Annotated in this window: 12 protein-coding genes; 6 read left to right on the top strand and 6 right to left on the bottom strand. The window is 61.4% G+C overall.

Translation table 11 applies throughout. The features are described 5' to 3' along the window. Positions 1-45 precede the first annotated feature (45 nt). Positions 46-1,065: a hypothetical protein gene (locus AIOL_RS10735; protein WP_152912482.1), complete on the bottom strand. Its 1,020-nt coding sequence runs from the start codon at positions 1,063-1,065 to the stop codon at positions 46-48. A gap of 689 nt (positions 1,066-1,754) precedes the next feature. On the opposite strand from AIOL_RS10735, the gene AIOL_RS10730 reads away from it, so the two are divergent. From AIOL_RS10730 to AIOL_RS10720, 3 genes are read left to right on the top strand one after another with little or no spacing between them, the layout of a single operon-like run. Continuing rightward, a complete protein-coding gene (locus AIOL_RS10730) occupies positions 1,755-3,764 on the top strand; it encodes a winged helix-turn-helix domain-containing protein (RefSeq protein ID WP_152912481.1) in 2,010 nt (669 codons plus the stop codon). A 30-nt stretch (positions 3,765-3,794) separates the two neighbouring features. Beyond that, positions 3,795-4,988: a phosphatase PAP2 family protein gene (locus tag AIOL_RS10725; protein ID WP_049642973.1), complete on the top strand. Its 1,194-nt coding sequence runs from the start codon at positions 3,795-3,797 to the stop codon at positions 4,986-4,988. A gap of 1 nt (position 4,989) precedes the next feature. Continuing rightward, positions 4,990-7,029: a S8 family serine peptidase gene (locus AIOL_RS10720; protein WP_082152537.1), complete on the top strand. Its 2,040-nt coding sequence runs from the start codon at positions 4,990-4,992 to the stop codon at positions 7,027-7,029. A gap of 429 nt (positions 7,030-7,458) precedes the next feature. Here AIOL_RS10720 and AIOL_RS24420 read toward each other — a convergent pair whose 3' ends face one another. From AIOL_RS24420 to AIOL_RS10705, 4 genes are all read right to left on the bottom strand, one after another. Beyond that, positions 7,459-7,965: a GNAT family N-acetyltransferase gene (locus tag AIOL_RS24420; protein WP_082152536.1), complete on the bottom strand. Its 507-nt coding sequence runs from the start codon at positions 7,963-7,965 to the stop codon at positions 7,459-7,461. A 118-nt stretch (positions 7,966-8,083) separates the two neighbouring features. Continuing rightward, on the bottom strand, positions 8,084-8,815 hold the full coding sequence (locus AIOL_RS10715) for a maleate cis-trans isomerase family protein (protein WP_082152535.1): 732 nt from the start codon (positions 8,813-8,815) through the stop codon (positions 8,084-8,086). Continuing rightward, entirely contained in the window at positions 8,815-9,924 is a 1,110-nt protein-coding gene (gene aroB / locus AIOL_RS10710; protein ID WP_049642971.1) for a 3-dehydroquinate synthase, read from the bottom strand. Before aroB ends, AIOL_RS10715 begins: the two co-directional genes overlap by 1 nt. Beyond that, complete coding sequence (locus AIOL_RS10705) at positions 9,921-10,469, bottom strand: shikimate kinase (protein ID WP_152912480.1); 549 nt, start codon at positions 10,467-10,469, stop codon at positions 9,921-9,923. Before AIOL_RS10705 ends, aroB begins: the two co-directional genes overlap by 4 nt. A 147-nt stretch (positions 10,470-10,616) precedes the next feature. Here AIOL_RS10705 and AIOL_RS26125 point away from each other — a divergent pair, with 147 nt between their 5' ends. Genes AIOL_RS26125 through AIOL_RS10695 form a run of 3 tightly spaced genes read left to right on the top strand, consistent with a single transcriptional unit; the run spans position 10,617 to position 13,181 of the window. Continuing rightward, a complete protein-coding gene (locus AIOL_RS26125) occupies positions 10,617-10,739 on the top strand; it encodes a hypothetical protein (RefSeq protein ID WP_268760239.1) in 123 nt (40 codons plus the stop codon). Then, the gene (locus AIOL_RS10700) at positions 10,729-12,273 is read left to right on the top strand and encodes a hypothetical protein (protein ID WP_049642969.1); all 1,545 of its coding nucleotides are present in this window, start codon (positions 10,729-10,731) and stop codon (positions 12,271-12,273) included. Before AIOL_RS26125 ends, AIOL_RS10700 begins: the two co-directional genes overlap by 11 nt. Further along, on the top strand, positions 12,270-13,181 hold the full coding sequence (locus tag AIOL_RS10695; protein ID WP_049642968.1) for a site-specific tyrosine recombinase XerD: 912 nt from the start codon (positions 12,270-12,272) through the stop codon (positions 13,179-13,181). The genes AIOL_RS10700 and AIOL_RS10695 overlap by 4 nt, the downstream gene beginning before the upstream one ends. A 61-nt stretch (positions 13,182-13,242) precedes the next feature. On the opposite strand, the gene AIOL_RS25905 is transcribed toward AIOL_RS10695, so the two are convergent. Beyond that, positions 13,243-14,634 (bottom strand): ABC transporter permease, encoded by a 1,392-nt coding sequence (locus AIOL_RS25905; protein ID WP_049642967.1) that lies wholly within the window; start codon positions 14,632-14,634, stop codon positions 13,243-13,245. Between the last annotated feature and the right edge of the window lies 1 nt (position 14,635).

Genomic DNA, 14,635 nt, shown 5'->3' with positions numbered 1-14,635 from the left:
TGCTGGCGCGGAGCTGCGGCCCCGCGCCAGACCTCTTACACTCGATCAATTCGGAGCAGATTGGATGGTGGCGCCCCAGATCTGGGTCTTACCCTTGTCCAACTTGTAGCGGACGCTGAAACTGCCATCCTCGTTGTGGGTGAACTTCTGCTCATGCGTTGCCTTTGCAGTGCCCGAGAAGAACGGCCAAACCCCAAAGCGCGCCTCGGTCGAGATCTTCTGGTAGTCAGACTTCGAATAGCTGGCCGAGCTGGTCACGGTAAGATCGTAGTCGCTGACCAACAACAATTGGCTGACGCGGCGGGCAAGCGAGCCGTTCTCGGAAAAGAAGCTGTCCCAGTCGCCCTGGTTCGAGTTCTTATCCCAGACATCATAGTCGTTCTTGGCGTTGTAGGACCGAGAGACCTGCGAGCCATCATACCACTGCGCGGCTTGGGTGGTCATCGTGCCGTACTTGCCGATCGTGCCTTTGATCGAGAAGTTGGACGAAGTCGCCAATTCGTTCAGGCTCTGGAAGTCGACACTGGCTCCGCCCGAGAAGATCGAATAAAAACCCGAGGCCGATCCGTGCACCGTTGTGCCGTTCGAGGACGTGTCTGCGGTCGCACTATTGTAGTCGATGGTCACGGGACCGCCGCCGCCATTGATCGCGGCTTTCGCTGCATCGACGGTGCCCGAATATTTGGGCAGAGAGACCGGATCCCCCGCGCTGTCCTTGAACTCCTGGTAGAAGCTGGTGTTCACGAAGTTGTTCAGCGCGATGGTCAGCGGCTCGCTCTCGGCCAATGCAAAGACCTGATCGCCGGCATTCTTCACCACCGGGTCCAGATACCGGTTCGCAAATTGATTGAACAACTGGCGCTGGGTCGTGTCCGGCTTCCAGTTGCTGGCGTCGTTACGATAGTCGATCCACTTAGAGTACATGTCCCCCAGGGCGTCGCGTAGGTCGCTGGCCGTCGAGAGATTCAGCGCATGAAGAAGCTGATTGTAAGCGGTGGAGCGCTTGTTCTTGCCCGAGGCATCGAAATACGCGGTGGTCGAGACCGGCGGTACTGCGTCAGCCATTAAAAACAGGCCACTTGAATCGGAGGTCTGGAGGCCCAGCGTGCCTTGGGCCAGTTGAAAATTCGTGCTGTCCACCCCAAGAACTGTGGTCACTTGATTGCGCCATCCAGCGTTTAGGTCGTTGATTGTTTGTGCGACGGCGCTGTTGCCGGCGTCCATTTTGTCTAGCATTGTAATTCTCCTAAAAATTATACCCCGATCTTGGGAGGCATGGTTGACAGTGGAGCCACGATCCCACGACCGCCGGAGAAACACCTGAAAGGTCAACGAAACTGTTCCGAAATATTTTTTGATAGAAATTTCGGATAAGTTTCGGAAAACTTTTAGGACACCGATCAATTGCCAATCTAGCCTTTGGATATCCGTTCTTTGCGCATCGCACGAAGATCCCACCCAAGGCCACTGCATTGAAATAGCAACGTATTTCACCCTGCTTTGATCGGCCGCAGCAAGGTCAGCCCAATAAAGTGAATGCGATAATCGGTGGACTTGCTCAGTTAGCATCTGGTCGCAGAACTCAACTCTTTGAGCCTGCGCGGCGAGGCCAGCACGTTTCACGGCTGCGAAATAGCGGTCCTGGCCTTGGTCCCGACCGGCCCGTCATCTGCCACATTCACAGCGAGGTAATTCTTGCTGAAAGACAACTTTCCCCCTACCCTCCTAAACTGGAGCACAATCGGGGGCTGTATTTGGAGAACCTGGCCGGGCAGCAGCCGGCAATGTCCGTAGGTAACGCGGTGTATTCGCCCAGCTCGAAGCTGCTGACAGATTCAGCAGGGAAAGAAATTCGGCTCCGAGCGAAATCCGTTAGCGTGTTTGAGTTCCTGTTTGCAAATGCCGGCCGGCTTATTCCGCGCGAAGAGATAATTGACCAGGTTTGGAGCGGACTGGAAGTCACAGACGACAGCCTGACCCAATGTATCTCGGAAATTCGCAAAGCGATTGGCGACACCAAGCACTCGGCCCTGCAAACCGTTTCCAAACGCGGCTACAAACTGAATGTGGAACCGCTCCAGCCGGGAAACACACCTTCAGAAACCATAACCCAACGAGATCACTCGACGGTCGAAGTAATCGATGCCTTCGAGGGCGAAGGCGGTTCAGCCTGCCTATTCATCGAATCCGCTGAAGATCTGATGTCATACCCGCTGCAGTCGGATAACATTCGGCGTGTCGACACCGGAACGATGCTGATCTTTGCTGACGTCAATCAGGCGCTGGAATATGTCGTATCCTTGCGGGATGGCAGCTTTAAAGCCGTCGGCGTGACCATGGGAGGGCCAGACGCTCTGCCCGTGGCCCAGGCGCTGGCGCAGCTTTCAACGCAGGGAAGCGTTGTCGCATCCCTCTCGGTTTGGGACGCAGCATCCACAAATCCGCGGGTCAAATTCGAAGACATGGGAGAGCTGCTCTTCAAACCCAATCTGGGGCGCGGCAATGTGCAAATCCGCGCCTTCAACGTCGTGCGTGTTCCGGGTCCGGCACAGGTCGGCAACTTTACTCTGAACGTCCTCCCAACGCTGGCCATCCTACCTTTGCGGCAAGGTATTGAAGGAGAAACAGGCGGACCGCTGGGGCTTTTATTTGCCAACTCGATCACTCAGGAGTTCTCGCGCTCGCATGAGATCAACGTGATCTCCAGCATGTCGACCTCGGCCTTCATCGGGCAGAGTATGGACCTGCGGGACGTCCGTAAGATGCTGAGCGCGGATTTTGTTTTGTCCGGTTTCTGGGTCGAACATGGCGGTGAGATTCAGTTCAATTGCGAGTTTTCGGACACGCGGACGAACCGGATACTTTGGTCGGATGTGATATCGAGACCCCGCGGGGAACACCTGGACTATCTGGACGCGGCCTATCAGGCTGCGGGCCAAATTCATCGGGCCATCGTTCTGAATGAAACGCTCAAGGTTCAGTCGCAACCGTTGAACAGTCTGGAAGCCTACAGCATCCTCTTCGGTGCAATCGGGTTGATGCATCGCCTGTCACCCATCGAATTCAAGCGGGCCCGAACCCTGCTCAGTGCCCTAATCGATCGTGTGCCCGAACATCCGACGCCACTGGCCTGGATGGCGCGCTGGCATCTGCTGCGGGTTATTCAAGGGTGGTCCGACGATCCCGGCCATGACAGCGAGCTTGCCTATGCCTGCACCGCCCGGGCATTGGACATTGACCCCAACCACACCCAGGCGCTGGTCAGCGAAGGTCAGGTGCTTACGCATCTTAAGCGCCAATTGGATGATGCCGAGCATCGCTACAACACCGCGCTGGAGCTCAATCCGAACGACACATCCGGCCGGATGCTCAGGGCTATGCTGCTGGCCTTTACGGACCGAGGCGGCGAGGGGTTGGAGGACGCCAACCTCTCGCTGAAATTGTCTCCGCTCGACCCGCACCGGTTCATGAACCTAGCCCTGGCGGCGGGTGTCAATCTCAGCGCCGGCGACAACGAAACAGCCGCCGAACTGGCGCGGGCCTCTTACCGTATGAACCGCACGCACACTTCTACGTTGCGGATGCTGGCCGTGGCAGAGGCCAGATGCGGAAACATGGCCCAAGCGCAGAAAATCACGTCAGAACTTATGCGTCTGCAACCGGGGCTAACCGTCAGCCAGTGGCTGAGCGCGTCTCCAAGTGCAAGTTTCATCAACGGCCAGAAGTTCGCCTCGGACCTCAAATCCCTAGGCGTTCCAGAGTGATTTCAAATCCAATCACAGAGGGATGTGTTCATGTTTTTTCCAAGCGGCTTTCCGCAGAACGGGTACAACGGATATAACGGCTACAACGGGTATAATGGGTACAACGGCTATAACGGATATAACGGGTATAATGGCTACAACGGGTACGGCGTTCCGGATGATGGCGTACCTGTCCAGGCCCTGCTGACGAACCGTGACGGGATCGTCGGGGCCGAGCTGGAGTTCCCCCAGCACATCGTCTCAAATGTGCAGAACGATCCTGAGAACCTGAAAAGACTATCGCCCGGCGTGCGCGCCCAGATCCTTGACTTTGCGTTGAAATCTGAAATCGAGATGACCTTTGACAAGGGGAAAGCGTCCCTGTGGCGCCGCGGGCCTTTGACCGGAAAGAAGCCCAAGACGGCCTACCATTCGCTTATCTCGATGAAGGCGCCGGAGGAAAAGCAGCTCATAAGGCAGCTTCGTTTCCTCTACGGGTACGCCAATATCCGGCAGGATCGCGCGCCCGAGATCATCTCTCAGGTTCAGGCGCCGATGCCGTTTTACGCAACGATTGGTTTTCTGGACCCCGCCCGCACGCCCTATACGCTGGAATTCCTGGGCGCGGCGCTTCGCTTTACCGTCTATGCAGAGATGCAGCTGAAATACGCGCTCGCGGTCAAACGCCCGATCGAGTTTTCGCCGCAAGTCCAACCGATGATCCAGACGCCGACCCACGGGTCGCTGCCCAGCGGACATTCGACGGAAAGCTTCCTGACGGCCCGGCTGTTGCTGCACGTCTTACGCAGCTCGAACGCGCCGCAGTACAAACCCGCGGGGGACGGAGACGACCATTGGGGCGAAATGCTGATGCGCCTGGCCTCGCGCATTGCGACCAACCGCACCGTTGCGGGCGTTCACTTCCCGGTCGATAGCGTCGCGGGCGCCATCCTGGGTCTGACGCTGGCCAATCTGGTCACATCGCTCAGCACCGGAAAACACGTCTGGACCAGCGCCTCCTTCGACGGCACCGCGTTCAATGACGAAGACGATTTTGACTGGCACAAGCTCTACGACGCCAAGAGTGACAAGCAGGCCAAACTCCTGAAGAACGGCAAAAAGACCTGGGCTACGGCCGAGCGGTGTGAGCCACTGGGCGCCGCGCAGCCGGTTTTGGCCTGGCTGTGGAATAAAGCCGTCACCGAGTGGGACGACTTCGACAGCAGCAGCAAGTCCGGGGTTTGAGATGACCCAAAATGGCGCACTTAGACCACTTCATCCGGTCAAAAACGACCTAACGGATTTTCGCCTTGGCTTGTCTCCGGATGACGGTCAATGGTGGTCCGCCCTGTTGACGCTCGAAGAGGCCGCGCGTGGGATCAGCATCGACGAGTTTGTGCAATCGCTGCCGCCTGGCTTGATGGAGCACGTCATTGTGCCCGTGGCCTATACTCTGGGTGACCGGAGCGTGCGGCACCCGCGGAACTTTCTAACGGTCATCGCACACCAATCGGCGTTGCACGAGCTCAACCGGGCGAATGCTTTCCCCAATGTTGTCGATGTCGACCTGGGAACCCATGTCGACGAAGAACACCTCGATTTCAACGCAGAACCGATCGACACCACCTTTAACTTTGTCGCTGTGCCGCCTGACTCGGTCGTGATGGTGGTCATCGATGACGGCATCGGCATCGCGCATAATCTGCTTCGAGACAAGCGCACCTCGACCCGCGTCCTTCAGGCCGATTTCTTTGCCGTAAAACCTGATCCGGAGGCCAAGAACGCCACCTATGGGCGCCGCCTGGACAAGGCCCAGATCGATGCGTTGATGGAGGAATACCACATCAACGGCATTCTTGACGAAGTGGGCTTTTACAAGGCGACCGGACAGATCGATTTCGCCAGCAAGACGTTCGACGCGGTCTCGCTCAACCGCTCGCACGGGACCCATGTGGCCGCAATGGCCGCGGGCTATCCGATGGGAAAGATTGATACGGACGACCTGACGAAGCAGGGCGTAAAGAACCGGCCAATTGTCTGCGCCGCGCTCCCGGCGGCGGTCACCCAGGATGTGACGGGGCAAAGCCTGCTGCCCAGCCTTGCGCTGGCGCTGCAATCGATAAGCAACCTTACCCGGCGGCTGGTACTTGGCGACACGAAGGACCTTGCGCCCGTTATCTTGAATTTCTCGTATGGGAACACCTCGGGTCCACATGACGGCACCGACGGCACCAGCGAGTTGTTGGAGTTCTACGGGACCATCGCGCAGGACCAGAAAACATGGATGGCCTTGCCCGTTGGAAACGACAACCTGTCGCAGGGCCATGCCGTTGTACCGCTTGGGAAAAGCAAGAAGCCAAAAACCCTCACCATGGTCATGCTGCCTGATGACCGCACCGCAACCCAAGTCGAGTTTTGGATGCCCTTCGGCCTGGACGAAGAGCGAAGGTCTCGGATCAGCATCGCCGTGAGCTCACCCGATGGCGAGACGACCGAGTTGACGGCCATTGGCGCGGCCAACTCAAAATGGATCTGCGACAGCAATGGATGTGCGATCGGCCGGCTGTCCTTCAAATTCAAGCCCGCTCCCACCGAGCGCGGCATGTTCCTGCTATGTCTTAACCCAACCCACTCGCTTAGTTCAGACGCAGCACTGGCCCCGTCGGGTCGATGGCAGATCACGATGAAAACGAAGCAGAAGGGCAAGAAACTTGCCGGAGAAATACACGCTTGGATCCGCCGTGATGAAAGCCTGCCCGGATATGCCCCGCATGGGCGCCAGAGCTTCTTCGTGGGACCAGATTACAAGCGCTTTGGCGAGTATGGTCTGCCCATTACGACGGACCCAAACCTCGATGCCTCGCTGATCCGCCGCAGCGGCACGATAAGCGGGTTTGCCTGTGGCGAAACTCCGATCGTGATCGCGGGAATGAACCACAAAGCCAGCCAACCGGCGGACTATTCTGCAACTGCGCTGGCCCCGGTCCCGCAAAACGGCGGACATGCCCCGATGCCTAGAAATCCAGACGTCGCCACCATCAGCGATGAGAGCTATGTGCTGCGAGGCACGATCAGCGCTGGGACCTATAGCGGCTCGTTTGCTCGCATGAATGGGACAAGCGTTGCGGCCCCACGGGTGGCCCGGTTTGCCGGGGACCATATTGCCGAAGCTCATGTCCCTGCCAGAACGTTCCTCTACAAGTATCTCGGCGCCCCAAAACACGTTAGCCCGCGCATTGGTGCCGGAGTCCTTAATGTCCAAGTGCCTTGGTATACAGGCGAATAGTGCAACATGATGGCCACGGCCCGCCAGGAGGCGGCGCATATCCCAGGCCAGCACAGAATTCGAGGACACCACCAACACCGCGCTGGACTGCCCCAGTCGCGCGCGGCCACGCGGGCTGGGACGCCGTCATGGATCTCGACACGCCGGAAGACTGGTCGCGATGGCGCGCGCAAAGGACCTCACGGACGGTCTGAACGGGTCCATTTCGTCTCAGTTGCCTATAGGGGCGAAACCCTATGCCAACCGAGTATTTTTGACTTCGGTCTCACTTGGACTTGTTGGAAACCACGCGTTGTCGATCTTTGATGCACCTGAGGGCCATTCTGGGGAAGGCGGACGGTAGATCAATTGGGTTAATGAAGGTCGCCAGCGTGGGACAAAGTTAGCTTTCGCTGCGGCTGCGCCAATGGCTGCTGTCTATTGCAAACTCTAGGAAACTTTGCGTGCGCGACGATATAAGTTTCGTTCCATTTCTTTGACAAAGCGCTGATACTCGAAGCCGTGTTTGGTGAGTAACGCGTTAGAAGCGGCGTTCTCAGGATGGGCAAAAGCCGTGACAAAATCGGCTTCAACGTGTCGATCTGAGTAGTTGAGAGCCGCTCGACATAGCTCCGTCGCATACCCGTTTCCCCAGCTGGTTGGATCAAAGTAGTACGCAAGTTCGACACCCCATCCGGGGTCAAAAGGGTCATCATAAAGCCCGCCCCAGCCAATCACCTTTCCTGTTTTCTTGAGACGCACTGTCCAAGGAGCAAAGCCATCACGTCTTCTTCGCCATTCATGAACCGCAATGCGTTTTCGGCATTCTCGGACATTCGCATCACAGTGCGTATGCTGCATCGCTTCCCGATCACCCAAAAAAACAAACAAGTCGGGCACATCCATCAAGCGCGGGCGAGCAAGGTGTAGTCGATCTGTTTCAAAATAATCGTGCATACCCAATTGTATCCGGCGAGAGTTTGGGAAACCAGACATTCACGTACCGCGCGGCATCAGTTACTTCGGGCTCGAAGCCGCCATCCTCCGCGCAAAGGCAGGACAGACAATCTTTGCGTTAAAGCGTTATGCCCGCCAGGCGGCACATATCCCAGGCCAGCACAGAATTCGAGGACACCACCGGCACAGCGCAGGACTGCTCCAGTCGCGCGCGGGCCTCCAGGGTCGGCAGGTTGGTGCAGCTTAGGAACAGCGCGTCGGCCTCGATGCCCTGCATGAGCTCGGCGCTGGCAGCGACCACGCTGTCGGGCGAGATGCGCACCACGGCCTCCTCGCTGGGCTCATCAAAGGCCCCCAGCACGACCACCTCTATCCCGGCCTGGGTGATCGCGTCCACCAGGCGCTGGGAGACCTCGGGCGAGTACGGCGTCAGCACCGCAAGGCGCCTCACATCATGCGCCGCGCACCAGGCGACCAGCGCGTCCAGCGGCGTGGTCACGGCGCGGCAGGCGCGGCCTTGGCGGACCAGGTCGGCCACGCGCTTTGACCCCAGCACGGCGGTGGCGGAGGTGCAGCCATAGCCGATCACGTCATAGCTTGGCGCGGCGGGCAGCTGCGCCGCCCCGGCTGGGATCGTCGCCTGCATCGCGGCCAGGCTGTCCTCGGTGACCTCGGGCGCGCTGATCACCCGCGCGCTGTGCAGTTTCGGGCTGCCTGCGGCGCCCAGCCTGCCCGGAAGGGTCAGCCGCAGCTCCTCCTCTAGGGTCTCGTCGGTGGACAGCAGCAGCACGCCCATCACCGGGCGGGGCGAGTCCGCGCGCCGCGCCGTGAACCGCTGCACCGCCACCATCAGCGCGCCGCCAGGGCGTCGGTGAGGACCGCATGCACCACCTCGCGCGGCACATCTGATGTCACAAATGCCGCACCGATGTCGCGCGCCAGGATAAAGTGCAACCGCCCGTCCAGCACCTTCTTGTCCTGCGCCATCAGCGTCAGGAGCCCGTCGGCATCGGGCAGATCGCCCGCGATATCCGCCAGGTCCACCTTCATCCCCATGGCCCGCAGATGCGCACGCACCCGGCTGGGGGTCTCTTGCGGGCAAAGCCCAAGCCGCGCCGAGGTCTCAAACGCCAAGGCGCAGCCCACCGCCACGCCCTCGCCATGCAGCAAGCGGTCGGAATACCCCGTAGCGGCCTCCAGCGCGTGACAGAAGGTATGCCCGAGGTTCAGCAGCGCCCGGTCGCCCTGCTCGGTCTCGTCGCGCGCCACGATATCGGCCTTCATCTGCACCGACCGACGCACCGCCGCGGTGGCTAGCGCAGGATCGCCCGCCAGGCGCGGGCCGTGCGCCTCGAGCCAGGCAAAGAACTCCGCGTCCCCCAGCAGCCCGTATTTGACCACCTCGCCATAGCCCGCCAGGAAGTCCCGCGGCGCAAGCGTGCCCAGCACGTCGATATCGGCCAGCACCAGCGAGGGCTGGTGGAAGGCGCCGATGAGGTTCTTGCCCTGCGGCGCGTTGATCCCGGTCTTGCCGCCGACCGAGCTGTCGACCTGCGCCAAGAGAGTCGTAGGGATTTGCACGAAACGCACGCCACGGCGCAGCACCGCGGCGGCGAAGCCGCCCAGGTCGCCAATCACCCCGCCGCCAAGCGCGATCAAAATATCCTGGCGCTCCACCTTCTCGGCCAGGAGCCACTCGACCGCGCGCGAAAACTGCGGCCAGGCCTTTGTCGCCTCGCCGGCCGGCAGAGCCAGGGCGCTCATCTCGATGTCAGCCCGCGCCAGCCCTGCCCGCAGCGCGTCCAGATGCAGCGGCGCCACGCGCTCATCGGTCAGAACGGCGACCTTGCGGCGCTGCAAGAGCGGCGCGATCTCGGCGCCCGCGCGTGCCAGCAAACCCTGCCCGATGCGCACCTCATAGGCTCGCGCGCCCAGCTCTACCCGCACCGTTTCGCTCATGTCTTTCTCTCCAAAACATCGGGGCGCGTCAGCAGCACCTCGATCACCTTCTGCGCCATTTCCTCGATCGAGTAGCTTGGATCGGCATCCACCGCCAAGTCCGCCAGCGCATAGATCGGCTCGCGTTCGCTCTTGATCTCACTCAGCGTTTTGCGCGGGTTATCGGTGCGCAGAAGCGGCCGGGTGGTCTTATGCCGGACGCGGTTCCACAAGAGCTCCAGATCGGCGCGCAGCCAGACCGAGACCCCAAGCTGCGAGATCGTCTCGCGGTTGCCCGGCGTCATGAAGGCGCCGCCGCCGGTGGATAGGATGCCCGTCTGCGTTTCCAGAAGCCTGGCGATCACCTGGGCCTCCTTGTCGCGGAAAAACGGCTCGCCATCGCGCTCGAAGATCTCCGGGATGGTCATATTTGCCGCCCGGACGAGCTCGACATCGCTATCGAGGAAGGCCACATTCAGCATACGCGCCACCGCAGAGCCAACAGCGGTCTTGCCCGAGCCCATCATGCCCACCAGTACGGCGGTTTTTTTTAGTAGATATGTCAAACTGGCAATAGCCCGCGCAAAGATTAACCCATATCTCAATGGCGGGTGACGGCAAGAAATGCCATATATAAAACGCACGCGTCGCAAGAACCCAGCGGCGCCGCAGCGCAGCTAAGAAAGAAGGCACTGTCCCGGATGCTAAGATTATTGAGGTTTCTCACGATTCTCGTGTTCCTTGGAGGCATAGGACTGGTGGGCTACGCCTATCTTGGGGACCTCTCGCCCGAGCAAGAGGACGTCTCGGAGCCGGTGATGCTGGATGCGCGGTAGGCTTTGCCTCCTTGCGGCCCTTCTGGGCCTTGGGATTTTCCCGGCGCAGGGCCAAGCGCCCCTATCAGCCATAGACTGGCTGGAGGAGGTGCCCACAACGCCGGTCGAGACGCTCGATGCGCCGCAGCTCCTCAGCGAGCCCGCGGTGTCTCGCGGCGTGATCTCCGAGCCAATCCGGGTGACGCCGCTGGACGCGCCCACGCCCGACGCGGTGGGGCTGCTGCCGCGCGCGATCAGCGGCCTGCCCGCCACGCTCTGGGGCCCGACGCCAAAGGCCGAGCTTATTGCGCTGCTGCGCGATATCGAGACCGACGACCTGCTGCCCGCCACGCGCGAGCTTCTTTACACGCTGCTTCTGTCCGAGCTGGACCCGCCCATCGACAGCGACAGCCGCGCCGAGCTTTTCCTGGCCCGCGTCGACACGCTGGTGCGGCTGGGCGCCATCGAATCGGCACAGGCCCTGCTGGAGCGCGCGGGCCCCGACAGCCCAAAGCGCTTCGCGCGCTGGTTTGACCTCAGCCTGCTGCTGGGCACCGAGAGCATCGCCTGCGAGCGGCTCGTGACCATGCCGGGGCTGGTCAGGGCGCTGGCGCCGCGGGTCTTCTGCCTGGCGCGCACCGGCGACTGGGCGGCGGCGGCGCTGAGCTTTGAGACCGGCGCCTCCCTGGGCGGGCTTGACCCGCTATCGGAACAGCTGCTGCACCGCTTCCTGGACCCGGAGTTCGCCGAGGGCGCCCAGGCCCTGGCGGCCCCCGACAAGCTGGATCCGCTGACTTTTAAGTTGTTTGAAAGCATCGGCGAGCCGCTGCCCACCACGACGCTGCCCCTCGCCTTTGCCCATGCCGATCTGCGGCCAAGCACCGGCTGGAGGGCCCAGATCGCAGCCGCCGAACGCCTGACACGCCAGGGGGCCGTGCCCGCAAACAAGCTGCTTGGCCTCTATACCGAGCGCCAGGCCGCCGCCTCCGGCGGGATCTGGACCCGCGTCGACGCCGTCCAGACCCTGGACAAGGCGCTGGACGCCGATGCCGCCGAGGCCACCAGCCGCGCCCTGCCCATCGTCTGGGATGAGATGAAGAATGCCGGGTTAGCGCCTGTTTTCGCAGGGCTTTACGGTGAACGCATCAACGAGATCGCCCTGGCGGGCCCGGCCAGCGCACTGGCCTTTGAGCTTGCCCTTCTGACCAAGGACTACGAACGCGCCGCCATGGCGCACCTGCCCCAAACCGCCCGCGAGCGGTTCTTGATCGCCGTGGCGCGCGGCGACCTGCGCAATGTGTCGGCTCCGAACCAGACGGCGGCCGCAATCGCGGACGGTTTCCTGGCCCGCACGGCGGATCCGGCCACGCAACAGGCGCTGCGCGCAGGCGCGCTCGGCGCCACTCTGCTGACGGCGATCAAGCGGATGGGCGAAGGCGCGAATGGCGATATCGAGCAGCTCTCCCAGGCCATCGCGACCTTCCGCGTGCTGGGGCTAGAGGACGCCGCGCGCCGCACAGCGCTTCAGGTTCTAATCCTGGACGGGCGCGGATGAGCGACACCTGGCTCCGCAACTTCATAGAGGCGCAAGCCGCCGAGCAGGACGCCGCCGCGAACACCCTTAAGGCCTATGCCCGCGACCTTGGCGACTTCCGCGACTGGCTGGCGCGCAGGGGCGGCGATCTCGCACGGGCCCAGCGGGGCGATGTCGAAGCCTACCTTGTGCATTGCGACGCCCAGGGCTTTGCGCAATCCACCCGCGCGCGGCGGCTCTCGGCGATCAAGCAGCTCTACCGCTTCGCCTATGAGGAGGGCCTGCGCCAGGACAACCCCGCGATGCAGATCAAGGGACCGGGGCGGCAGAAATCCCTACCCAAGACGTTGAGCGTGGACGAGGTGGAACGGCTCTTGCAGGCCGCCCGCGAGGCCGGGCGGACGCCACTGGATCGGCTGCGCAACACCTGCCTTATGGAGCTTCTTTACGCGACGGGGATGCGGGTGACCGAACTGGTGTCCCTGCCCGTCTCCTCTGCCCGAGGCGACCCCAGGATGCTGCTGGTCAAGGGGAAGGGCGGCAAGGAACGCATGGTGCCGCTGTCGCCGCCCGCGCGCGAAGCCCTGGTGGCCTGGCTGGCCACAAAGGACGCCGCGGAGGCCGAAAGCGGACAGGCGTCGCCCTATCTCTTCGCCTCGCGCGGCAAGCTTGGCCACCTGACCCGGCACCGGTTCTACGCGCTGATCAAAGAGCTGGCCGTGGCGGGCGGGGTCTCCCCCGGCAAGGTCACGCCGCACACGTTGCGGCATGCTTTCGCCACGCATCTGCTGGCGAACGGCGCGGACCTGCGGGTGATCCAAACGCTCTTGGGGCATGCGGATATCTCGACGACAGAGATCTACACCCATGTTCTGGACGAGCGGCTAAAGGAACTGGTGCTCGAGCACCATCCGCTGTCCAAGAGCTAATTTTGTAGTTGGAGACAGAGGCGGAGGGCGGGACAAGTCCCGCCCTACATTTCTTGCGAGCTTAACCGGGTGACATCCCGCGCAGCCTCTCGGACCGGCGCCGCAGCAATTCAACCGTTGTCAGCAAGGCAATCGAGACCAGCACCAGGATCGTCGCCACCGCCAGGATCGTCGGCGAGATCTGCTCGCGCAGCCCGGTGAACATCTGCCAGGGCAGCGTCTTCTGGCTCGCCGAGCCCACGAACAGCACCACCACAACCTCGTCAAAGGATGTGATGAAGGCGAACAGCCCGCCCGAGATCACCCCCGGCAGGATCAGCGGCATCTGGATCCGGAAGAAGGTCGTCACCGGCCCTGCCCCCATATTCGCCGCGGCCCGCGTCAGCGAGCGGTCAAAGCCCACCAGCGTCGCCGTCACCGTGATGATCACGAACGGGATCCCCAGCACCGCGTGCGCCAGGATGACTTTAATATAACCCGATACTTTTTTGCTGACTCCGAATGCCTCAATCAAATGGCCGATGTCCGAATAAAAGAAGAACATCCCCGTGGCCGAAATGATCAGCGGCACAATCATTGGTGAAATCAGAATAGCCATAATCGCGCGTTTGCCGGGCACATGCGATTGGCTTAAGCCTATGGCTGCCAGCGTACCAAGGCTGACGCTGATCAGGGTCGCAATTGGCGCAATGGTAAAAGAATTCTTCAACGGAGTTATCCAGGCGCCGTTCAACCCCCACAGTTTGCCGATTATCAGACCGAAGACGGTAAATACCAAGATCAGAACGATAGCGCCGATTTGGCTGGTCTTTCCAAAGAAGGCCAATACAAGCGCCAAAAGCGCTCCAAGAACCGCCCCGGTGATCAGCCCCGTTACCGGGAAACCGCCGCCTTCAAGAAATTCCTTGCCCAGGAAGTCGCGGTAGTGCTTCAGGCTATAGCCCTCGGCCTCAAAGGCCAGCATCTCGGGCGTGAAGGTGAAGAAATCCTGTGCGTTGAACGACAGCCACATCACCGGGACCAGCGGCGCGACCAGGAAAAAGAAGATCAGCCCGCAAATCACCCGGAAGGCGTAGTGCCACAGCACCTGCTCGGCCGTGAGATACGGCAACAGGCGCGAGCGGTACCGCCCGCGCTCCATCCAGAACGAGAACCACCAGAAGAACGCCCCCAGCGGCAGCCCCAGGATCAGCGCGGGCACGATGCGCCCGGTGATCGCGAAACAGATTGCCACGAACGCCACGAGGGCGACCCAGAAGGCCAGCCGCTCGTTGCGGATCAGGCTGACCATCACAAAGGCCAGCCCCGCGGCCAGCACCGCGCCCGCGACCACGCCCAAGAGGCCCGACCCGTTCGCCGTGCCAAAGAACAGCCCCGCCAGCGCCCCCGCGCCCGCCACAACCGGCAGCGCAAAGCTGAGCGGTGTGGGCCTATCCGGTGTCAAACTCGCCATT

The organism is Candidatus Rhodobacter oscarellae (assembly GCF_001078595.1).
GTDB lineage: Bacteria > Pseudomonadota > Alphaproteobacteria > Rhodobacterales > Rhodobacteraceae > Rhodobacter_B > Rhodobacter_B oscarellae.
The sequence above is the reverse complement of the archived record's forward strand: the minus strand, read 5'-3'. Positions and strand labels throughout refer to the sequence as shown.

Excerpts from the sequence above, each read along its gene's own strand:
- AIOL_RS24420 (WP_082152536.1), bottom strand. The coding sequence starts at position 7,965 with ATGCACGATTATTTTGAAACAGATCGACTACACCTTGCTCGCCCGCGC.
- AIOL_RS10725 (WP_049642973.1), top strand. The coding sequence starts at position 3,795 with ATGTTTTTTCCAAGCGGCTTTCCGCAGAACGGGTACAACGGATATAAC.
- AIOL_RS10700 (WP_049642969.1), top strand. The coding sequence starts at position 10,729 with ATGCGCGGTAGGCTTTGCCTCCTTGCGGCCCTTCTGGGCCTTGGGATT.
- AIOL_RS10735 (WP_152912482.1), bottom strand. The coding sequence starts at position 1,065 with ATGGCTGACGCAGTACCGCCGGTCTCGACCACCGCGTATTTCGATGCC.
- AIOL_RS25905 (WP_049642967.1), bottom strand. The coding sequence starts at position 14,634 with ATGGCGAGTTTGACACCGGATAGGCCCACACCGCTCAGCTTTGCGCTG.
- AIOL_RS10715 (WP_082152535.1), bottom strand. The coding sequence starts at position 8,815 with ATGGTGGCGGTGCAGCGGTTCACGGCGCGGCGCGCGGACTCGCCCCGC.
- AIOL_RS10695 (WP_049642968.1), top strand. The coding sequence starts at position 12,270 with ATGAGCGACACCTGGCTCCGCAACTTCATAGAGGCGCAAGCCGCCGAG.
- AIOL_RS10720 (WP_082152537.1), top strand. The coding sequence starts at position 4,990 with ATGACCCAAAATGGCGCACTTAGACCACTTCATCCGGTCAAAAACGAC.
- aroB (WP_049642971.1), bottom strand. The coding sequence starts at position 9,924 with ATGAGCGAAACGGTGCGGGTAGAGCTGGGCGCGCGAGCCTATGAGGTG.